The sequence below is a fragment of the Phaeobacter sp. 11ANDIMAR09 genome (genome assembly GCF_001294455.1).
Taxonomy (GTDB): domain Bacteria; phylum Pseudomonadota; class Alphaproteobacteria; order Rhodobacterales; family Rhodobacteraceae; genus Pseudophaeobacter.
This window is the reverse complement of the sequence record NZ_LIKT01000002.1, coordinates 76,283-97,914: the sequence shown is the minus strand read 5'-3', so window position 1 is coordinate 97,914 and position 21,632 is coordinate 76,283. Positions and strand designations below refer to the sequence as shown.

Annotated in this window: 18 protein-coding genes; 11 read left to right on the top strand and 7 right to left on the bottom strand. The window is 59.7% G+C overall.

What is annotated here, in order from left to right; all coding sequences use genetic code 11:
* Positions 1–29: 29 nt before the first annotated feature.
* Together AN476_RS01965 and AN476_RS01960 are read right to left on the bottom strand one after the other, a co-directional pair.
* Positions 30–1,340, bottom strand: a complete 1,311-nt coding sequence (locus AN476_RS01965; RefSeq protein WP_054459074.1) for an FAD-binding oxidoreductase — start codon at positions 1,338–1,340, stop codon at positions 30–32.
* A 195-nt stretch (positions 1,341–1,535) separates the two neighbouring features.
* Positions 1,536–3,197 carry an NAD+ synthase gene (locus tag AN476_RS01960; protein WP_054459072.1) on the bottom strand — a complete coding sequence of 554 codons (1,662 nt, stop codon included), beginning with the start codon at positions 3,195–3,197 and terminating at the stop codon, positions 1,536–1,538.
* A gap of 193 nt (positions 3,198–3,390) precedes the next feature.
* Here AN476_RS01960 and AN476_RS01955 point away from each other — a divergent pair, with 193 nt between their 5' ends.
* The 4 genes from AN476_RS01955 (at position 3,391) to AN476_RS01945 (ending at position 8,613) form a co-directional block, all read left to right on the top strand.
* Positions 3,391–4,866: a 2-isopropylmalate synthase gene (locus AN476_RS01955; protein ID WP_054459432.1), complete on the top strand. Its 1,476-nt coding sequence runs from the start codon at positions 3,391–3,393 to the stop codon at positions 4,864–4,866.
* A gap of 129 nt (positions 4,867–4,995) precedes the next feature.
* The gene (locus tag AN476_RS22770) at positions 4,996–5,163 is read left to right on the top strand and encodes a cupin domain-containing protein (protein WP_371257268.1); all 168 of its coding nucleotides are present in this window, start codon (positions 4,996–4,998) and stop codon (positions 5,161–5,163) included.
* Positions 5,164–5,407: 244 nt separating this feature from the next.
* Positions 5,408–6,982 carry a 2-isopropylmalate synthase gene (locus AN476_RS01950; protein ID WP_054459070.1) on the top strand — a complete coding sequence of 525 codons (1,575 nt, stop codon included), beginning with the start codon at positions 5,408–5,410 and terminating at the stop codon, positions 6,980–6,982.
* 170 nt (positions 6,983–7,152) lie between these two features.
* Positions 7,153–8,613, top strand: coding sequence for a sulfotransferase (locus AN476_RS01945; protein WP_054459068.1), 1,461 nt, complete (start codon positions 7,153–7,155; stop codon positions 8,611–8,613).
* Between the two features lie 38 nt (positions 8,614–8,651).
* Here AN476_RS01945 and AN476_RS01940 read toward each other — a convergent pair whose 3' ends face one another.
* Positions 8,652–9,440, bottom strand: a complete 789-nt coding sequence (locus tag AN476_RS01940; protein ID WP_054459067.1) for a 23S rRNA (adenine(2030)-N(6))-methyltransferase RlmJ — start codon at positions 9,438–9,440, stop codon at positions 8,652–8,654.
* 281 nt (positions 9,441–9,721) lie between these two features.
* Between AN476_RS01940 and AN476_RS01930 the strand changes: the two genes are divergently transcribed.
* From AN476_RS01930 to rodA, 5 genes are read left to right on the top strand one after another with little or no spacing between them, the layout of a single operon-like run.
* Positions 9,722–10,771: a rod shape-determining protein gene (locus AN476_RS01930; RefSeq protein ID WP_054459064.1), complete on the top strand. Its 1,050-nt coding sequence runs from the start codon at positions 9,722–9,724 to the stop codon at positions 10,769–10,771.
* A 60-nt stretch (positions 10,772–10,831) separates the two neighbouring features.
* Positions 10,832–11,776 (top strand): rod shape-determining protein MreC, encoded by a 945-nt coding sequence (gene mreC / locus AN476_RS01925; RefSeq protein ID WP_054459063.1) that lies wholly within the window; start codon positions 10,832–10,834, stop codon positions 11,774–11,776.
* Positions 11,769–12,308 (top strand): hypothetical protein, encoded by a 540-nt coding sequence (locus AN476_RS01920; RefSeq protein WP_054459061.1) that lies wholly within the window; start codon positions 11,769–11,771, stop codon positions 12,306–12,308. Before mreC ends, AN476_RS01920 begins: the two co-directional genes overlap by 8 nt.
* The gene (mrdA, locus tag AN476_RS01915) at positions 12,305–14,251 is read left to right on the top strand and encodes a penicillin-binding protein 2 (protein WP_054459059.1); all 1,947 of its coding nucleotides are present in this window, start codon (positions 12,305–12,307) and stop codon (positions 14,249–14,251) included. Before AN476_RS01920 ends, mrdA begins: the two co-directional genes overlap by 4 nt.
* On the top strand, positions 14,248–15,387 hold the full coding sequence (rodA, locus tag AN476_RS01910) for a rod shape-determining protein RodA (RefSeq protein WP_054459057.1): 1,140 nt from the start codon (positions 14,248–14,250) through the stop codon (positions 15,385–15,387). Before mrdA ends, rodA begins: the two co-directional genes overlap by 4 nt.
* Here rodA and AN476_RS01905 read toward each other — a convergent pair.
* A complete protein-coding gene (locus AN476_RS01905; protein WP_054459056.1) occupies positions 15,372–16,256 on the bottom strand; it encodes a LysR family transcriptional regulator in 885 nt (294 codons plus the stop codon). The genes rodA and AN476_RS01905 overlap by 16 nt on opposite strands.
* A gap of 91 nt (positions 16,257–16,347) precedes the next feature.
* Here AN476_RS01905 and AN476_RS01900 point away from each other — a divergent pair, with 91 nt between their 5' ends.
* A complete protein-coding gene (locus tag AN476_RS01900; RefSeq protein ID WP_054459054.1) occupies positions 16,348–16,758 on the top strand; it encodes a VOC family protein in 411 nt (136 codons plus the stop codon).
* On the top strand, positions 16,755–17,681 hold the full coding sequence (locus AN476_RS01895) for a glyoxylate/hydroxypyruvate reductase A (RefSeq protein WP_054459053.1): 927 nt from the start codon (positions 16,755–16,757) through the stop codon (positions 17,679–17,681). The genes AN476_RS01900 and AN476_RS01895 overlap by 4 nt, the downstream gene beginning before the upstream one ends.
* Positions 17,682–17,780: 99 nt before the next feature.
* Here the strand turns inward: AN476_RS01895 and AN476_RS01890 are convergent, their stop codons facing one another.
* From AN476_RS01890 to dut, 3 genes are all read right to left on the bottom strand, one after another.
* Positions 17,781–19,796 carry a M3 family metallopeptidase gene (locus tag AN476_RS01890; protein ID WP_054459052.1) on the bottom strand — a complete coding sequence of 672 codons (2,016 nt, stop codon included), beginning with the start codon at positions 19,794–19,796 and terminating at the stop codon, positions 17,781–17,783.
* Between the two features lie 279 nt (positions 19,797–20,075).
* Positions 20,076–21,116: a HesA/MoeB/ThiF family protein gene (locus tag AN476_RS01885; protein ID WP_054459050.1), complete on the bottom strand. Its 1,041-nt coding sequence runs from the start codon at positions 21,114–21,116 to the stop codon at positions 20,076–20,078.
* Positions 21,116–21,571 carry a dUTP diphosphatase gene (gene dut / locus AN476_RS01880; protein WP_054459049.1) on the bottom strand — a complete coding sequence of 152 codons (456 nt, stop codon included), beginning with the start codon at positions 21,569–21,571 and terminating at the stop codon, positions 21,116–21,118. The genes AN476_RS01885 and dut overlap by 1 nt, the downstream gene beginning before the upstream one ends.
* Between the last annotated feature and the right edge of the window lie 61 nt (positions 21,572–21,632).

Genomic DNA, 21,632 nt, shown 5'->3' with positions numbered 1-21,632 from the left:
AGAGTCTGGGGGCTGGTCTGTCTGGCGGGTTACTTTTTCCAGAACCGCGACAGGCGGAATTCATGGGGATCCACCACAGGTGTGTCACCCGTCACCAGATCCGCTGTCAGACGGCCTGCCGCCGGACCGATGCCAAAGCCATGCCCGCTGAAACCGGTAGAAACAAACAGCCCCGGCAGATCATCCACCTGCGAGATCACTGGCACCCCGTCCGGGGTAACATCAATCATCCCCCCCCAGCTCTGCACCACGTCGGCGCCTTGCAGCACCGGGAAGGCCTTTTGCGCGGCCTCCCAACCCTGTTTGATCGCCTTTTGCGAGGGCGCGGGGTCCAGCACCCGGGTGTTTTCAAACGGGGTGGTCTGCTGTGGCACCCAACGACGGGCCTGTGCAGCTTCTTCCCGCCACCGACCCGACCCAGTGAGACGCAGTTGCAATGAACGCCACTCCTGCAAGTAGCTGGGCAGAAACTTCAGCCCCAGCCGCAGGGTGTCAGGCACGATATCGACCAGGTTTTCGGTTCCGTTGGCGATGGTATAGCCACCATCCAGACGTTTGCGCAGCGAGAAATTTCCGCTCCAAAGAGCGACCTCTGGCCCGTCCTGAACTGCGGATGTACGCAGCACCGAGTTCAGCACTTTGAGCTGAGGCAGTGCAACCCCCGCATTGCCCAGGAACAGCCGCGACCAGGCGCCCCCCGCAACCACCACGGCCGAGCAGGCCACGCGGCCACGTTCCGTCATCACGCTGCTCACCCGCCCGGCTTCGGTTTCAACCGAACGTACCGCGCATTCTGTCATCACTTTGGCGCCCGCCGCCTGTGCGGCCCAGGCGATGGCATGTGTCGCCAGTTGCGGTTCCGCCCGTCCGTCCAATGGCGTGTAATAGCCGGAAATCACCTTACCCTGGAAACCAGGCATCAGCTGTTGCAACAGCTCACCACGCAGCATCTGCCCCGGCATGTCCATCGCCGCCAGATGCGGCGCCCAGGTTTCGAGCTTGGCCTCTTCGCGGCCGCGTTCGGCGGTATAAAGAATGCCAGAGCGCTGATAGCCTGTGGGATGACCAGTGCGCGCCTCCAGCCCCTGCCAGAGTTTCATCGCCTCGGCCATCAGCGGCAGCTCACGGGGGTCACGCTGCGAAATCCGCACCCAGCCCCAATTGCGCGAGCTTTGCTCGCCCGCGATCTGGCCCTTTTCGCACAACAGGACAGAGAACCCGCGCTCGGCAAGTTCAAGGGCCGTCGAGGCACCAATGATCCCGCCGCCAACAACAACCGCATCGACACGTTTGGGCAGGGCAAGATCGGCTTGGAAATGGGGCAGCTTAGGTCCAGGCATGATGAGGTCTATGCCGCGCTGTTGGCTTTGGGTCTAGGGGACAAAATAGCCCTTTTGCCCAGTGGGAACAAAATGTGATTTTTCGGACGCATCGCCGGGTCTCTCAGCACGGAATTTACCACATAAATCATTGCAAACAGGTGGCATTTATGAACCCAAAGCCAGACTGGCCGGTTTTCGGTCTCAATTTAATAGTCAAGATGAGTCACGAAAACGATTGACAATAGGGTAGCGACGATCAAGCCAGAATGCCCGCGGTGACAGCCGCGCACCGGGGGCGGATTGAAAGCGTTTGTATTCGCTGATGTAGATCAGATGCTCCACCCGTTTGGCTGTTTCGCGCGCGAAACCTTTTGCCACGCAATCGGCAATCGAGCCGTCCTGATCGACCAAGATCTCCAGAATCGCATCCAGCTCCGGGTAATCCGGCAGGCTGTCGCTGTCTTTTTGATCATCTCGCAGTTCTGCCGTGGGCGGCTTGTCGATGACATTGGGGCGAATGACCTCTCCGGCCGGCCCCATCATCCAGGAGGGGCGATGGTTTGCATTGCGCCAGCGGCAGGTCTCGAACACCCGTGTCTTATAGAGATCCTTGATCGGGTTGTAGCCGCCATTCATGTCGCCATAGATCGTCGCATATCCCACAGCCACTTCGGATTTATTGCCGGTGGTCAGCAGCATCTCGCCAAATTTGTTCGACATTGCCATTAGCAACAGCCCGCGCAGGCGGGACTGGATGTTTTCCTCAGTAAGGTCCTCGTCGCGCCCGGCAAACAGCGGTGCCAGGGTATTGGTGATGGCATCACGGCCTTCGGCAATTGGCACATAGTCGTAATGCACGCCCAGCGCCTCGGCCACGGCTTCGGCATCGTCCAGCGATTCCCGGCTGGTGTATTCCGAAGGCAGCATGACACAGCGCACATTCTCGGCCCCGATGGCATCGACGGCGATGGCCGCAACAATGGCTGAATCCACCCCACCGGATAGCCCTAGCAGCACCTTTTTGAATCCCGTCTTGCCCATATAGTCGCGCAGGGATTCGACCATGGTCCGGTAGTCCTGCTCCCATTCATCCGGCAGATGCGCCTTGTCGCCCTCAACAGCGCGCCAGCCTTCGGGAGTGCGCTCCAGATCCAACTGGGCAAGCGCCTCATCAAAGACCGGCATCTGCAGCGCCAAGGCGCCATTGGGGTTCAACACAAAGGTGCCGCCATCAAAGACCTGATCGTCCTGACCACCCACCAGGTTGAGATAGATCACCGGCAGGCCGGTCTCCACCGCACGGGACACCATGTGATTCTGCCGCACTTCCATCTTGTTGCGATAATAGGGCGAGCCATTGGGAATCAGCAGGAATTCGGCACCGGTTTCTTCCAGGGTTTCAGCCACATCCTCGTGCCAGCCATCTTCGCAAATGGGCGAGCCAATACGGGTATCGCCCACCGCATAGGGACCACCCAGAGGCCCCACATCAAAGATGCGCACCTCATCAAAGACGGTTTCATTAGGCAGATGGTGTTTCAGACAGCGCGAGGCGATCTTGCCGTCCTTGAGGATCAGATAGGCATTGTAGAGCTTGCCGCCTTCGACCCAAGGACAGCCGATTGCGAGCGTCGGCCCATCGGCGCAGTCCTGCGCCAATTGCTCAGCCGCGGCCATTGCAGCCTGCTGAAACACCGGCTTCATCACCAGATCCTGAGTATTGTAGCCCGTCAGGAACATCTCTGGCAGCGCCACCAGATCCGCGTTTGCGGCGCGGCCTTCGGCCCAGGCCGCGCGGGCCTTTGCAGCATTGCCCGCAATATCCCCGACGGTGGGGTTCAATTGCGCCAGTGTCACCCGAAAACGATCAGCCATCTTGCACAAGCCCTTTGCAAAACATGTTGCTAGTCGTTTATCAGATCAGCAGCCAAGGAAAAGGGGCGAGCGCAAAAGACATTGCGACAAGCTGTTTGCTCGCTTAGTTTCCCAGCAAGTCGCCCGAAGTAACCCATTGGCAAAAGCAATTCCTGCGCGGGCTCAGACCAGCACGGGTAAGACAGAGGTTTTTATGACCGGTTTCAGCAGAACGCTTGCGATACTCTCTCTCCTGACCCTGGCCGCCACCGCCGCAGGCCAAGCCCAGGCCCAGGCCCAGGACGGCACGATCATCACCAGCCAAGATGAAATCGGAGGTGTCTATGAGGGCACCTTTAAAGGGGGGCTGCAACATGGCACCGGCACCTATCGCCTGCCCAATGGGTATGAATACTCCGGCCAATGGGTCGAGGGCGAAATCCTGGGTCGTGGCGTGGCGCGTTTTCCCAATGGCTCGGTCTATGAGGGCGAGTTCGTCAAGGGCAAACCCGAGGGCCTGGGGAAAATCACTCTCTCGGATGGGGGCACCTATGAGGGCGAATGGATGGCGGGCGTCATCAATGGCCAGGGGGTTGCCGTCTATGCCAATGGGGTACGCTACGAGGGCAGTTTTGTTCAGGGCCAGCACCAGGGTAAAGGCGTGCTACAGATTCCCGGCGGCTATGAATATAATGGCGATTGGGTCGAGGGCCGCAAGGAGGGCGCGGCCACAATCACCTACCCGGATGGCGACATCTATCAGGGCGACATTGCCGATGGGCTGCTCCATGGCAAAGGCACGCTGCAGATGTCGGACGGGGTTCATTACGAAGGGGACTGGGCCAACAACCAGATGCATGGCATCGGCACGCTGACCCAGCCCAACGGCGATGTCTACAGCGGCCCTCTGGACCAGGGACGTCGCCAGGGGATCGGCACGCAGATCTACGCCAATGGCGACCGATATGAAGGCATGTTTGAGGATGACCTGCGCCATGGCACCGGCACCTTTACCGAGACCGATGGCTATACATATACTGGTGATTGGCTGGCGGGCCAGATCGAGGGCAACGGCCGCGTGACCTACCCGGATGGGTCAGTCTATGTGGGCCAGTTTCAGGATGATCTCTCCCATGGCACCGGCAAGATCACCTATAGTGATGGTTCCACCTATGAGGGCGATTGGATCGCTGGGGTGATCGAGGGCACAGGCACCGCCACCTATACCAATAATGTGACCTATACTGGCAGTTTTCTCAACGCCCAAATCCACGGTCAGGGCGTGATGAGCGACACCAATGGCTATCGCTACGACGGGGGCTGGCAGAACGGAAAACGCCACGGCGAGGCCCGCGTGACCTATGCGGATGGTTCGGTCTACACGGGCAGCTTTGTCAACGGTCAGCGCCACGGACAGGGCAGGCTCGAAGTGCCCAACGGCTTCACCTATGAAGGCGATTGGACCGAAGGAAAGATCACTGGTGCAGGCACCGCCACCTATCACAATGGCGACATCTATGTCGGCAGCTTTTTGAACGGCAAACGCCAGGGCCCCGGCACCATGACCTATAGCGGTGGTGAGGAGGTCAGCGGCGAGTGGACCAATGGGGCGCCACCCGGCTCAGAAGAAGCTGCCACGCAAAGTAACAGTGACAGCCCCGCAGAAGAGACCAGTAGCGCAGACAACTAACGTAATAGGTGCCACCGCAAGCCCCGGCCAGGCAGCCTCGGGGCTGGCTGAAGTTCTTCAGGCCATCTCTATCTAGGTGAGCTGTCGCCGCAGTAGCGGCTCCAGAATGTAGCAAACCCGCAACACCCATTGCCCCTGCGTAGCGCAGGACAGTTGGAAGTGACCATCAAGGATCAAGTGTTTTTGTCGGGTGTAGGCGACACAATCCAATTCGCTTCGGATCAGCCCCACGGCTATCGCAACCCCGGTCCCGGCCTGACCCGGCTGCTCTCGGCTGTCACCCCACCGCACTATTGAGTGCTAAAACCTCACCGCGCGCCGCGAAATTCCCTCTTTCCATTCGTATTTTGCTCTGTATAAATCGGCCTATGACAGTTTGCGCAGATATCCCCATGATCGACACCGCCCTTCGCGGTGCGTCACTGCGCGCCCTACTGCTCCTAGCCCGCCTCTGAGCGTGCCATTCGGCGCGTCCGCTCAGAGGATTTTGGCTTGCGCGCCACGAGAATGCACCTAGGACAGACTTCAGAAAGCTACAGATATGACCAACTCGATTGACAAAGATCGCGTATTGATCTTCGACACCACCCTGCGCGACGGCGAGCAAAGCCCCGGCGCCACCATGACCCATGACGAAAAGCTCGAGATTGCCGAGCTCTTGGACGACATGGGCGTCGACATTATCGAAGCCGGTTTCCCAATCGCCTCCGAGGGCGATTTCAAGGCGGTCAGCGAGATTGCCGAGCGTTCCAAGAATTCGGTGATCTGTGGTCTGGCCCGCGCCAATTTCAAAGATATCGACCGCTGCGCCGAGGCCGTGCGCAAATCGGCCCGCCCTCGCATCCACACCTTTATCGGCACCTCGCCGCTGCACCGCGCCATTCCCAATCTCTCGATGGATGAGATGGCCGACAAGATCCACGAGACCGTGACCCATGCCCGCAATCTGGTGGACAATGTGCAATGGTCGCCGATGGATGCCACCCGCACCGAATGGGAGTATCTGTGCCGGGTGATCGAAATCGCCATCAAGGCTGGCGCGACCACCATCAACATCCCCGATACAGTCGGCTACACCGCCCCGGTTGAGAGCGCCGATCTGATCAAACGCCTGATCGAGACCGTCCCCGGTGCCGATGAGGTGATCTTTGCCACCCATTGCCACAATGACCTCGGGATGGCGACGGCAAACTCGCTGGCGGCTGTGGCTGGCGGGGCGCGTCAGATCGAATGCACCATCAATGGTTTGGGCGAACGGGCCGGTAATACCGCGCTCGAAGAGGTTGTCATGGCGCTGAAGGTGCGCAATGATATCATGCCCTGGAAGACCGGCATCGACACTCAGAAGATCATGCATATCTCCCGCCGGGTCTCGACCGTTTCCGGCTTCTCGGTGCAGCCCAACAAGGCCATCGTCGGCAAAAACGCCTTTGCTCATGAAAGCGGCATCCACCAGGATGGCATGCTCAAGAACAAAGAAACCTTTGAGATCATGCGCCCCGAAGACGTGGGCCTGTCCGGCACCTCGCTGCCCCTGGGCAAACACTCGGGCCGCGCCGCACTGCGCGACAAGCTCACCACCCTGGGTTTTGAGGTTGGCGACAACCAGCTCAAAGATCTCTTTGTGCGCTTCAAGGAGCTGGCCGACCGCAAGAAAGAGGTCTTTGATGACGACATCCTCGCCCTGATGCGTTCGGGCGAGGATGCCGAAAACGATCATCTGCAGCTGGTTTCGATGAAGGTTGTCTGCGGCACCGGCGGCCCGGCTGAGGCCACCGTTGAAATGGAGATCGACGGCGAAGACCTGACGGCGGTGGAGAACGGCGACGGCCCCGTGGATGCCACCTTCAAGGCGATCCGCAAGCTCTATCCAAACACCGCCCGTCTGCAGCTCTATCAGGTGAATGCTGTGACCGAAGGCACCGATGCTCAGGCCACGGTTTCTGTACGGCTCGAAGAAGATGGCATCATTGCCACCGGCGAAAGCGCCAATACCGATACGGTTGTGGCCTCGGCCAAGGCCTATATCAACGCGCTGAACCGAGTGATTGTGCGGCGCGACCGGGTTGGTGAAGGCGCTGATACCCGCGAGATCTCGTATAAAGACGTGACCTGACCCAGAAATCTCAGCGAGCTCTTCCCCTTTCCTGACCAGCGAATAAAGGGGGGGGATAAGCTCGCTGATTTGAGAAGGCAAAATTTTGATGCGTGGTTGCGTTCAAATTATCAATCACGAAAGGAAATGTCGCTAAAACTGTGTTCTATCTTTAGGTAAAAGGCAGTTGCATGACTGAACAGGCAATCATCAAACCGGCGGCGTCGGGGTTTGATCCCCGTCCCTACCTGCAGTTGATGCAGCAGGGTCAGTTTCAAAACGTTCTCACGATCCTACACCCCCAGGTCGCAGCAGGTCTCGCTGACTGCGCAATGCTGGATCTGATTTCCCAATGCTATTTTGGACTTGAAAGGCCTGAACGCGGCATTGAAGTCCTCGAGGCCATCGTCACAACCTGGCCGGATAATATCTCTGCCTGGGGTAAGTTGGGGGCAAGGCGCCTGCAAAACGGCAATATAGCTGAAGCCGCTGAAGCCTTTGAACAGATACTTTCTTTCCAACCCAACTCAGTCATGGCCCTGACCGCACTTTACGTCGCATCACCATACGACTGGAATAGCCGCTACGCCAAACGGCTACGTAAGTTGCTCGCGAAGGGCAGAGTTTCACAATCTGAAAAGAGAAATATTTTCAGTGCTTTAGGAAAAATTTCCTCTACGGAAGGCCGGACTAACATCGCCTTTTCCTATTTCAAAGCCGCCAAGGACGAGACCCCCGGCAGATACAATGCTGAGGCCGTAACTGCGTCTGTGACTGGCCAGCGCCAACACTTTGATCCCAGCCATCTGCCCCATTTAGAATGTGACATCAACACCGCAAAACCAGTGTTTATCGTCGGACCACCCCGCTCGGGGACCACCCTGATAGAAAACATGCTGAATGCGCATCAGGGGGTCGGTACAATTGGCGAAAGTCCGGCCTTAATGCAGGTTCGTTTTATTTTAACAGACCATCGTTCACAAGAAATCACGCAGCACCAAGACGAGGCGCTCCCTTTTGGCCAGCATCAGGAAAAGGACTGGCACTGGTGTCGAAACACATCCCCAGAACAGGCCATGGCCGGTCGCAAGGCTTATCTGGCACATCACCCGCTTCAGAACGGTACGTCCAAGCCTGAGATCATTATCAACAAATTACCTCAAAACCATTTTGAGATGGGCTTTGCGCGGATGATCCTCCCCGACGCGCGGTTTATCTTTATGATGCGCCATCCGCTGGATGTTGGCCTCTCATTGTTTTGCACTAACTTCCACGCAGGGCATTTCTATTCCAAGAAGCTGGCCTGGATCGGCCATTACATCCGTGCCAGCTATGAATCTTTGGATGACTACATTCCCAAACTGGGCAGTCGCTTGCACCTGCAATCCTATCGTCAACTGGTAGAAGCCCCCGAACCGCAGATGAAGGCGTTGCTGAAGCATGTCGGACTTGAGTGGGATCCAAACTGCCTGACACCGCAAAACAGCAAGGGCTTGGTCAAAACAGCTTCATTGCGGCAAGTGCGCGCAGGTCTCAACACGTCTGGCCTGGGCAAATGGAAGCAATTTGAAACCCAGCTAGAGCCACTGATCGAGTCCCTGGGAGGTTGGGACTGGATCAAAAAGTGGGAAGCCCGCGATGCCGCTCTTTGAGGCCAGACTTTCCGTGGCTTCCCAAGGTCTGCAGCGGGTCAAATTAATGTGGCAAAATTCTTATCTAACCGCGCGCATTCTGCCTCGGTGCCAAAGGGTGTATTGATCACAAACATGCCGGACCCAATCATCCGATGACCTTCGCGCGCGGGCGGAAACCGCACCTCATGGCGCAGCGCACCGGGGAGGTTCTGGTTTTCAAGCGCCCGCAGCATTGAGCCGTGGGCACCATCCTTGAGGATCGGATACCATAGGGCAATCACGCCGACGTTCCATTTGCGATGCAGATTGGCGATGATGCCGGGAATGCGGCCATAGTCGCTTTTGACTTCATAGCTCGGGTCAATCAGCAACACCCCGCGCCGCGGTGTTGGCGGCGCCAGCGATTGCGCCAGCTCGAACCCATCCTGCAAATGCACCTTGGCCCGCCCCCGTGGCAGTGCCTGCCGCAGCCCCTCATGTTCGCCAGGGTGCAACTCGGCAAAATGCAGGCTGTCCTGGGGCCGCAGCAGGGTCGAGGCAATCAACGGCGAGCCCGGATAGGCGGCCTCCCCATGCGCGGCCTGACAGGCAGCAAGCGCCTGCCGCAGGGGGTGCTGCTCGGGCAGCATGTCCTCGCTCAGAACCCGATCAATCCCTGCGGCGGCTTCACCGGTTTTCACCGCTTCCGGCGCGTCCAGATGATAGAGCCCGCGCCCGGCATGGGTCTCGATATAGCTGACCGGTTTATCCTTACGGGTGAGGTAGGACAGAATCACTGCCAACAGCGCATGTTTCTGCACATCGGCCAGATTTCCGGCGTGATAGATATGTTGATAGGAAAGCATGTCACTGGCTTTAGCGCGAATTGGCCCTGCACGGAACCCAAAGAAATCACGTCGAAACCAGCCTTGCTTGTGCCCAGCCCATCGCGCCTGCCTTTAGCGATCACCTGACGGTGCGACAGCGAAAGTACAACCCGTCTGCCCAGATTTTCGCCCTCGCCGGCGAAAAGGCGCTAGTTGAGCCGAAAACGCCCTTTCGCGGCAGCGCTTCGCTGGTATAAGACCTTGGTCTGCGACCCTCGCGGAGTCGCCCCTCGCTGCAGTTCAATAGGATCACATTTTATATGGCGCTTTTCGGAAATCTTGGCGGTTTGTTGACAACGGACATGGCCATCGACCTCGGCACCGCAAATACACTGGTCTATGTCAAAGGCCGGGGCGTGATCCTCTCGGAACCTTCGGTGGTTGCCTATCATATCAAGGACGGTGTCAAGAAAGTGCTGGCGGTTGGCGAAGACGCCAAGCTGATGCTGGGCCGCACCCCCGGCAGCATTCAGGCCATCCGCCCCATGCGCGAAGGTGTGATCGCCGATTTTGACACTGCCGAAGAGATGATCAAACATTTCATCCGAAAAGTGCACAAACGCTCGCCTTTTTCGCGCAAACCAAAGATCATCGTCTGTGTGCCCCATGGTGCCACCCCAGTTGAAAAACGCGCGATTCGCACCTCCGTGCTCTCGGCGGGCGCCGGACGCGCGGGCCTGATCGCGGAACCCATCGCAGCCGCCATCGGTGCTGGCATGCCGATCACCGACCCCACCGGCAATATGGTTGTCGACATCGGCGGCGGCACCACCGAGGTGGCGGTTCTGTCCCTGGGGGATATCGTCTATGCGCGTTCGGTGCGTGTTGGTGGTGACCGTATGGATGAGGCGATCATTTCCTACCTGCGTCGCCAGCAGAACCTGCTGATCGGTGAGGCTACCGCCGAACGTATCAAGACCTCCATCGGCACCGCCCGGATGCCCGACGACGGCCGCGGCCAGTCGATGCAAATTCGTGGCCGTGACCTGCTGAACGGCGTCCCCAAAGAAATCGAAATCAGCCAAGCCCAGGTGGCTGAGGCTCTGGCAGAACCGGTGCAGCAGATCTGCGAAGCGGTGATGACCGCGCTGGAAACCACGCCCCCGGATCTGGCAGCAGACATCGTCGATCGCGGTGTGATGCTCACCGGTGGTGGCGCGCTGTTGGGCGATCTGGATCTGGCCCTGCGTGAGCAGACTGGCCTGGCCGTCTCGATTGCTGATGAATGCCTGAACTGCGTGGCACTGGGCACCGGCAAGGCGCTGGAGTTTGAAAAGCAGCTGCGCCACGCCATCGACTACGATAGCTAAGCCTGCCAGGCCGCCCTGCCTTTGCAAAGGCGGCTTTGACTGGCGTCGGAAAGGAGCCCCTTGGCCAAAGACCGCTCCCAGCGCGAAGACTATGCAACGCCACTGCGCCGCCTTCTGGTGGTCGTGGCCTGTCTTTGTTTGGCTGCGCTGTTTCTGGTCTGGCGGATCGACAGCCCCCGGGTGGAACGATTTCGCGCTCAGCTGATCGACGCGGTGGTCCCCAATATGGACTGGGCCATGGTCCCCGTGACCGGTGTGGTCAATCTGTTTCGAGACTTCCAAAGTTACCAACGTCTGGCCGAGCAAAACCGCGAACTGCGGTCCGAGCTGCGCCAGATGCGCGCCTGGAAAGAGGCCGCCCTGCAGTTGGAACAGGAAAACGCCCGGTTGTTGGACCTCAACAACGTGCGGCTGGACCCCAAGCTCACCTTTATCACTGGCGTGGTCATGGCCGACAGCGGCTCGCCCTTTCGTCAATCGGTCATCCTGAACGTCGGCGCCCGCGATGGCATTCAGGATGGATGGGCCACCATGGATGGCATTGGGCTGGTCGGCCGCATCTCTGGCACCGGTCGCAATACCGCCCGCGTGGTGCTGCTGACCGATGCCGCCAGCGCGGTTCCGGTGACCATCCAGCCCTCGGGCCAGACGGCACTGGTGACCGGCGACAACAGTACCGTGCCGCTGCTCACCTTTTTGGAAAACGCCGATCTGGTGCGCCCTGGCGACCGCGTGGTGACCTCGGGGGATGGCGATGTCTTTCCGGCCGGACTACTGGTGGGACAGGCGACCCAGGATCGCAGCGGCCGCATGCGGGTGCGCCTGTCGGCAGACTATGAACGCCTCGAGTTTTTGAGGGTGCTGCGCCATCATGGCACCCAAGTGATCCAAGACCCCGGTGGGCTGATCGTGCCTGCGCCCGGCGCCAATACCCCCAGATCCCGCCCGGCCAATGGCGCCGCCGGATCCGCGGGGGCCGACAGTGGCGGAGCTGGAAATGGCTGAGGTCACCCCCGGCAAAATCCAACTCATGCGGCTCACTTTTGCGGCGCTGACCTTTCTGGTGATCTTTTTTCATCTGCTGCCTTTGGATACGCAGGCGCGCACCTGGGCCCCGCCGGATCTGATCATCTGCCTGGCCATGGCCTGGTCGCTGCGCCGACCGGACTATGTGCCTGTGCTGCTGTTGATCGCGGTCATGCTGATGGCCGATCTGCTGTTTCATCGCCCGCCCGGTCTGCTCACGCTGCTGGTGGTGCTGGGTTGTGAATTCCTGCGCGCCCGCACCCAGCCACAGCACGAAACAACCTTTGCTGCCGAATGGCTATCGGTTGCTCTGGTGATCCTCATCATCGCCATCTTGAACCGCTTCACCCTCTCCATCCTTGCAATCCCCCGCGCGCCCTTGAGCTTGTCGATGGTCGAGATCTTTGCAACTATTGCCGCCTACCCCCTGGTGGCGCTGTTCAGCCAAAGCCTTTTGGGCGTCCGCAAACTCACAGCTGCCGAAGCCGAAATTCTGGAAGCCCGCAAATGAGCCGATCCCCCAAAGATCTGGAAGGTGCCCACCGCAAGCTGAGCCGCCGTGCTTTGCTATTGGGGGGCTTGCAACTGGGGTTTGTCGGGGGGCTTGCCGCGCGCATGCGCTATTTGCAGATTGATCAGGCGGATCAGTTTCGCCTGCTGGCCGAAGAAAACCGCATCAATATCCGCCTGCTGGCCCCGGCCCGCGGCGAGATCTTTGATCGCAATGGCCGCACCCTGGCGCATAACTCGCCCTCCTACCGGATCATTCTGGTCCCCGAGGATGCCGGGGATGTGGAGCAAGTAATCGCCAAGCTGTCAGAGTTGATCCCCCTGCCGCCCGAAGATATTGAGCGCGCCCGCACTGAGATCAGCCGCAACCGGCCCTTTCTGCCTATCACCCTGGCGGATCAGCTGAACTGGGAGGATATCTCGAAGGTGGCGGTCAATGCCCCGGCCCTGCCGGGCATCACCCCCGAAGTCGGCCTGACCCGAATCTATCCGCAGCTGGATGATTTTGCCCATGTGGTTGGCTATGTCGGTCCGGTGTCGGACTACGACCTGAGCAAGCTGGAGGCACCGGATCCGATCCTGCGCATCCCGCGCTTTCAGATTGGCAAGGTTGGCTTTGAGGCCAAGCGCGAAGATACCCTGCGCGGCACCGCCGGGGCCAAACGGATCGAAGTCAACGCCGGCGGGCGCGTTATGCGCGAGCTGGACCGCAAGGAAGGTCAGGCGGGCGCCGATATGCAGCTTGCTGTCGATGCCGATCTGCAAAACTACGCTCAGGCCAGGCTAGGTGGCGAAAGCGCCGCCGTGGTGGTGATGGACTGCGAAAATGGTGATTTGCGAGCGATTGCCTCGGCGCCGAGCTTTGACCCCAACCAATTTGTACGGGGCATCTCTGTCGCAGACTACCGGATGCTGACCGAAGACCCCTATCGTCCGCTCGCCAACAAAACCGTTCAAGGCACCTACCCCCCCGGTTCCACCTTCAAGATGGTCGCCTCCCTCGCAGCCCTCGAAGAGGGGCTGATCGGGCCCGAAGATACGGTCTATTGCCCAGGCCACCTGGAGGTTTCGGGCCGCAAATTTCACTGCTGGAAACGCGGCGGCCACGGCCATGTCGATCTCAACACCTCTCTCAAACAATCCTGCGATGTCTATTATTACGACCTCGCCATCAAGGTAGGCATCGACAAGATCTCTGCCATGGCCAAGCGGCTGGGACTGGGCATTCGCCACGATCTGCCAATGTCTGCGGTGGCCAGTGGCTTGGCCCCCAACCGCGAATGGAAGTCCCGGGTGAAAGGGCAGGATTGGCTGGTTGGCGATACCGTCAATGCCTCGATCGGACAGGGGTTCATGCTGGCCTCCCCACTGCAACTGGCTGTGATGACCGCCAGACTGGCCACCGGACGGGACCTGTCCCCGCGTCTGATCAAATCCATCGACGGGGTGGAACAGCCCTCTGGTGCCGGTGAAATGCTGGGGTTGAATGAGAACAATCTGCGCATGATCCGGCGCGGCATGTATTCGGTCAGCAATGACCGCCGCGGCACCGGCTATCGCTCGCGCATCATCGCCGAAGGCATGCGCATGGCTGGCAAAAGCGGCACCAGCCAGGTGCGCAACATCACCGCCGCCGAACGCGCCGCCGGGGTGATCAGCAACAAGGACCTGCCCTGGGAGCGCCGCGATCATGCGCTCTATGTCTGTTTTGCCCCCTTTGACGACCCCAAATTTGCGATCTCGGTAATTGTCGAACATGGTGGTGGCGGCTCCAAGGCTGCCGCGCCGATTGCCCGCGATGTCATGCTGCAGGCGCTCTACAATGGCACCCCGCCGCTGGAAGCCTACCCCAAAGGCGACCGCAGCCGTATCAAGGCACAGCAGGAGCGGCTGGAACGAGAGCGGCTCAAACGTGCTGAAAACCCGGACAGTGACCGCGCATGAGCTATCTTGAGTATAACGCCAAATCGACTCCCACGGGCCTGCGCAAGATCCTCTATCTGAACTGGCCCCTGACCCTCCTGCTGGCCTCGGTGGCGGCAGTTGGGTTTTTGATGCTCTATTCGGTTGCGGGCGGATCCTTCTCCCCCTGGGCGGAACCTCAATTCAAACGCTTTCTGCTTGGCATGGGCGTGATGTTGGTGGTGGCGCTGATCCCGATCTGGTTCTGGCGCAACATGTCTATTCTGGCCTATCTGGTCTCCGTCGTCCTGCTTTTGGCCGTTGAGTTCTTTGGCACCGTCGGCATGGGTGCCCAGCGCTGGATCGACCTTGGCTTTATGCGCCTGCAGCCTTCCGAGCTGATGAAAATCACCTCGGTGATGCTGCTGGCCGCCTATTACGACTGGTTGCCGCCTGAGCGCAGCTCGCGCCCGATCTGGGTCTTTATCCCGGTGATGATGATCCTGCTGCCAACCTTTCTGGTGCTGCGCCAACCTGATCTCGGCACCTCGATCCTGCTGATGGCAGCAGGTGGCGGCGTGATGTTTTTGGCCGGGGTTCACTGGGCCTATTTTGCTGCCGTCATTGCCTCGGGCCTGGGCCTGGTGGCCGCCGTCTTTCAAAGCCGAGGCACCGAATGGCAACTGCTAAAGAACTACCAGTATCTGCGTATTGATACCTTCCTTGACCCCTCGCAAGACCCCCTAGGTGCAGGCTATCACATCACCCAGTCGAAAATCGCACTGGGATCCGGTGGCTGGTCCGGGCGCGGCTACATGCAGGGCACACAATCCCGGCTGAACTTTCTGCCGGAAAAACACACCGATTTCATCTTTACCACCCTGGCCGAGGAGTTCGGATTCATCGGCGGGCTTACCCTGCTCAGCCTCTATGTGCTGATCATCGTATTCTGCGTTGTCACCGCGCTGGCGGCTAAGGATCGCTTTTCCTCTTTGGTTAGCCTCGGCGTGGCCATCACCTTCTTTTTGTTCTTTGCCGTGAACATGTCGATGGTCATGGGGCTTGCCCCCGTGGTCGGCGTGCCCCTGCCATTGGTTTCTTATGGCGGCTCTGCGATGCTGGTGCTCTTGGCCGCCTTTGGCCTGGTCCAAAGCGCCAATATTCATCGCCCGCGATGATCCGACCCTGGATCTGACCTGCTGCTGCCTTGTAGGATCTCCAGCAGTAACTTGAGCACTGGCCTGCTGCGATCCCGGCTCCAGCTCAGCAGGCCAAATTCGCGGTAGAGCCCGGCAATTGGCACAAATCGCGCGTTTGGAGCATAGCGATCAAGCGTGGCCCACCTGGGCAGAACCGACCGGCCCAACCCATCCTGCACCAACATTGCAATACTCTCTAGCGCGTCCATCTCCGCCAGAACCTTGGGGCTGCTCTCCTGCACCTGCAGGGCCTGCCAGCAGGCAACACCGCCCCAGGCCTCGCGACTATAAAGAATGCAAGGCAACTCCCCTTCCGGCACAGCGCCCCCTCCGGCTTCGGGCAGCAGCCAACCGATCTGTTGTCGTGATATCGGCGTAAACTGCATGGTCTTGGGCAGCGTAAACTCCGGCTGTACGATCAATGCTGCGTCCAAACCTTCTGCTTCGAACTCAGCAAACAGGGCACTGGACGCCCCCGGGATCAATTGTAGCTCGACCTGTGGCGCCGCGCTCCGCAGCCCGGCAACCAGATCCTTGGCATGATCGCTGATCACCGTGGAAATGGCTCCCAATCGCAACTGACCTTGCAGCCCGTCGGCCTGCAACAGCCCCTTTAGCGCCGCCTCGTCGCGCAGCAATTGCCGCAACCCCGGCAACAGGCGGCGGCACTCGGGCGTCGGCTGCATCACCCGCCCCGCACGCACCAATAGCGACACCCCCAACAGGGCTTCCAATGTGGCAATCCGCTGCGCCACCGCCGAAGGCGTGATACCTCCCATCCGGGCTGCCGCCGCCAAAGAGCCCGCGTCGATAACCAAAATGAGGCTGCTGACAAATCTTAGATCCATGAGAAAAACTTATGTCTGAACACAGCAAAGCAAGCTAGGGCTTTCTTTTGTCTTCGCGTAAATCAAGGGCACACAAACAGGAGAACGCGACATGAGCATCTTTCACCTCGCTTACCATGTAGATGACCTGGACAAGGCCCGCGCCTTTTACGGCGGCCTGTTGGGCTGCACGGAGGGGCGCAGCACCGAGACCTGGGTCGACTTCAACTTTTTTGGCCACCAGATCTCCCTGCACCTGGGACCGGTCTTTGCCACCGCCAAGACCGGCAAGGTCGGTGATCATCTGGTTCCCATGCCCCATCTCGGGGTGATCCTACCGCAGGAGGAGTGGCAATTGCTCGCCGACCAGCTGACCGCTGCCGGTCTTGACTTCACCCTGGCGCCAGTGACACGTTTTGCCAATGAGCCCGGTGAGCAAAGCACCATGTTTTTCCATGACCCCGCCGGCAACCCAATTGAAATCAAAGGCTTCAAAGACATGTCCGGAGTATTTGCCACATGATCAAGGTTCAGTTTGCCGCCCGCCCCGAGCGCTGGGACACCTACCAGGCCCCGCTGCGGGAAGCCTTTGCCAAGGCTGGGCTCCAGGTAGATCTGCGCCAGGACCACGCTCCGGCAGAGGTGGATTATGTGATCTATGCGCCCAATTCCGACCTGCAGGATTTTACGGGCTATACGGCCTGCAAAGCGGTCCTCAGCCTCTGGGCCGGGGTGGAGAAAATCACCGGCAATACGACCCTCACTCAACCACTGTGTCGAATGGTGGATCCCGGTCTGACCGCGGGCATGGTGGAATGGGTCACGGGCCATGTCCTGCGCTATCACCTGGACATTGACCGCAGCCTCAAAACCCAGGACCGCTGGGATCCGGTCGTGCCTCCCCTTGCTCAGGAACGCCCTGTCACCGTGCTGGGGCTCGGCGCTCTGGGCGCTGCCTGCGCCACCGCCCTGGCACAGCTTGGCTTCCCGGTCACCGGCTGGTCCCGCTCCGCCAAATGCATCCCCGGCATCACCTGCGAATACGGTGACGCGGGCTTTGCACGAGCCCTGCAACAGGCCCAAATCCTGATCCTGCTGCTGCCGGACACCCCGGCTACACATAACACTCTTGATGCCAAAACCCTGTCCCTGCTGCCCAAAGGGGCCCGCATCATCAATCCCGGCCGCGGCCCTTTGATAGAGGACGCGGCCCTATTGGCAGCCCTGGACAGCAGCCATCTCGCCCATGCCACCCTGGATGTCTTCCGCCAGGAACCACTGCCACAAGAGCATCCCTTCTGGGCACACCCGCAGATCACAGTGACACCACATATCGCCGCCGAAACCCGGCCGCTGACAGCATCACAGATGATTGTCCAAAACATTCAGCGCGGCGAAACAGGCTTGCCCCTACTCAATCAAGTCAACCGGGATCTCGGGTACTGACCCCCAATTCCCCAGCTACTCTTTATCATCTTTCCAAAAATATTCCGGGGGAGGTCACAGACCGGGGGCAGCGCCCCTCCCCCGGTGCTGTTCGAGACCCTATTCAGCAGCCAATCCGCGCCCTTTCAACAGGGCCTCAACCCCCGGCAAACGCCCCCGGAACGCCGTGTAGAGCTCTGCAGGATCCTTTGAGCCACCGGTGGACAGAATATGCGCCTCCAGCGCTTTGGCCCGTTCTGGATCAAAGGCGCCTCCCGCCTCTTCAAAGGCGGCAAAGGCATCTGCATCCATAACTTCAGACCACATGTAGCTATAGTAACCTGAAGAATAGCCATCGCCCGAGAACACATGGGCAAACTGCGGCGTCGCATGGCGCATGACAATCGCCTGCGGCATGCCGATCTCGGCCAGAACCTCAGCCTGTTTTGCCATCACATCCGTCGGCGCCGAACCTTCGTGAAAGGCGAGATCCACCAAAGCCGAGGCGACATATTCCACTGTCTGAAAGCCCATATCAAAGGTTGCGGCTCCCAGCACCTTTTTCAACAGATCCGCAGGCATCGGCGCGCCAGTTTCCGCATGGATGGCAAATTCGCTCAAAACTTCAGGCACTTCCAACCAATGCTCATAAAGCTGGCTTGGCAGTTCCACAAAATCCCGCGCCACGGAGGTGCCTGAGATGCTCTCGTAGCTGACATTTGACAGCATCTGGTGCAGCGCATGGCCAAATTCATGGAACAGAGTGCGGGCATCATCCCAGGACAGGAGTGCCGGATCGCTCTTGGCAAAATTGCAGACATTGATCACCACCGGGCTGGTTGGTTTGGGGAAATTGGCCTGTGACCGCATCGCCGAACACCAGGCGCCTGAGCGTTTGGAGCCACGGGCAAAGTAATCGCCGATAAAAACGGCCAGATGCTTACCCGCGCGGGTCACCTCCCAGGCGCGGCAATCCGCATGATAAAGCGGCACATCCAGCGGTTTGAACTCCAGCCCAAACAAGCGATTGGCGCAGGCAAAGCTGGCCTCGATCATGCGGTCCAGCTGCAGATAGGGCTTCAGCTCGGCCTCATCGAGATCATGTTCCGCCTTGCGGCGTTTTTCCGCGTAGTAGCGCCAGTCCCAAGGTTCGAGATCGCCGTTGATACCCTCCTCATGCATCATCTGTGCCAGGTGTTCCGCATCACGGTTGGCCTGGGCCACGGCTGGCTGCCAGACCTCCATCAACAGCGCACGCACCGCCGCCGGGGTCTTGGCCATCTCGGTTTCCAGCTTGTAATCGGCAAAGCTGTCATAGCCCAACAGCGCCGCCCGTTCGGCCCGCAAGGCCAGGATCTCAGCGGCAATCTCCCGGTTGTCACTGGCACCACCATTGGCGCCGCGCGCCGCAAAGGCGGCAAAGGCTTTCTGACGCAGATCCCGGCGCGGAGAAAACTGCAGGAAAGGCGTGATCAGAGACCGCGACAGAGTCACCACCGGGCCGGCGCTGCCTTTTTCCACCCCGGCGGCGCGGGCGGCATCAATCACAAACTCCGGCAATCCCTCGAGATCTTTTTCCGCCAGTTCCATGTACCAATCGCGCTCATCCGCCAACAGATTCTGGGTAAAATCGGTGCCCAGAACTGCCAGACGCCCTTTGATCTCCTGCATCCGGAGATCGGCCTCGCCCTCCAGGGCTGCGCCACCGCGTACAAAGCCCCGGTGGGTCAGCATCAAAACCCGAGCCTGCTCCTCTGTCAGATCCAGACTATCGCGTTGATCCCAGACGGCTTTGACCCGGGCGTAAAGCGCCTTATTGGCGGTGATGGTCGAAAAATGTGCCGCCAGTTTTGGGGAGAACTCACGCTGCAAAGCCTCGCGCGCCGGATTACTGTCGGCGCCGGCTACGGTAAAGAACACTGACAGCACCTGCTCAAGCGCAGGAACCGGCGTTTCCAGCGCTTCGATCACATTGGCAAAATCTGCCGGTTCCTGATTTTGCGCGATCTGTGCAATCCAGGCCTGATGCTGCGCCAGCGCATGATCGAGGGCGGGCGCAAAATCGTCATCCTTGATCTGATCAAAAGGGGCAATTTCAAAAGCGGTGTCCCAGCGGGCCAAGAGGGGGTTTGTCATCACAGTGGTCTCCTTTGAGGAAAGGGTAGCGGTGATGCGCAGCAGCCGCAATCAGACAACACCCCGGCTCTGCGCTGCACCAGCCTTTTAAGCACAGGTCGTTTCTCTGAAAAAAGAGGGGGGGCTCCCGCCAGCGCCAGCGGCATCCAGAGATGCCACCTTGCTGTTGGGCCCGGCCGCGCGCCTTTGGCGCGCGGCGGTCGCCGCCCTATGGCGCGGCCTCAATTGCGCCGACAGGGCAAGGACCCTCCGGATCAGAAGGTGCAGCGGGCCAAAGGGTCAGCCTGCGCCGCAGATCGGACAATCCTTTCGTGAGGATAGGCGGATCTTGCGGCTTTCGCCATAAAGCGCGTCGTAGATCAGCATCTCGCCCTGCAGGGTCGTGCCAGCTCCAGTGATTTGCTTCACCGCCTCCACCGCCATCATCGTGCCGACAACGCCGGGCAAGGGGCCGATCACCCCGGCCTCGGAACAAGAGGGCGCCAGGCCCGCAGCTGGCGCCTCGGGGAAAATGCATTGATAGCAGGGTCCACCGGATTTGGGGTGAAACAGGCTCAGCTGGCCCTCCCATTGCGACAGAGCGCCCGAAATCAACGGCTTGCCCAGAGCAACCGCCGTTTCATTCACCAGATAGCGGGTGTCAAAATTGTCGGTCCCATCCAGGATCAGATCATAGTCTGCAAACAGTTCCTGCGCCATCTCCTGGGTCAGGCGCCGCTGGTAGGGGCGCACCTCGACATAGGGGTTTTGCGCCCGCATCGCGGCCTCCGCAGAGAAGACTTTTGGCATGCCGATATCCTGGTCGCGGTGGATCACCTGGCGCTGCAGATTGGCATTTTCGACCGCGTCGTCATCAATCACCCCAATGGTGCCAACCCCAGCCGCCGCCAGATATTGCAGCACCGGCGCGCCCAGCCCACCTGCGCCAACGACCAGAACCTTGGCCTGCTTGAGCTTCTTTTGCCCTGGCCCGCCCAATTCGCGCAGGACGATATGGCGGGCGTATCGGTTTAACTCGGTGTCGGTAAACAGGGCCGGAGGTTGTGACATGGGGCTGCCTTGGGCTTGAGCGCGGGACTTGAGCCGAGAGATAATCCAGCCATAGCCCGTCGCCAAGAGGCCAAAACCGCCAAGCATCAGCCAGAACGCCGGCGAGCCGCCGGTGGCCTCGCGCAAGCCATGACCCTCAGGCAGGGTCAGATGCAGGGTTAGAACCGCCAGAAACAAAAGCCCCAGGAGCACCAAACGCAGGGATCGTGGCAGCTGGACAAAGCGCCCCCCCCACCAGATGAGCCCAGCGATGAACAGAACCCGAAGCATCAGCCAACCCCGGTGGAGCCAAAGCCGCCGTCACCACGATCAGAACCAGACAGGGCGTCGACCAAAGTGAACTGCGCCTGCAGCACCGGAGCCACCACCATCTGCGCGATCCGGTCGCCATGGGTAATGGTAAAATCAACCTCTCCGGCATTCATCACGATCACCCCAAGCGGACCGCGGTAATCGCTGTCGATAGTGCCGGGGCTGTTTGGCAGGGTGATCCCGTGTTTCAATGCCAGTCCGGAGCGTGGGCGGATCTGCACCTCATAGCCCTCTGGGATCTCCAACCGCAGCCCCGTTGGCACCAGGGCGCGCGTTCCAGGCGCCAGGGTCAGAGCGCCGCGATCCGGCAGATTGGCCCGCAGATCTGCTCCGGCAGCCCCGGCGGTTTCATAGGCTGGCAAGGGCAGGCTTGGGTCTGCGCCCGCATCTTGGATCATTCTGATCTCAACCATAGGTGCTTCTTTCTTTGCATTGGAATTTTGTGGATCGCAGCGCGCCGCCCCGGGTCGCAGG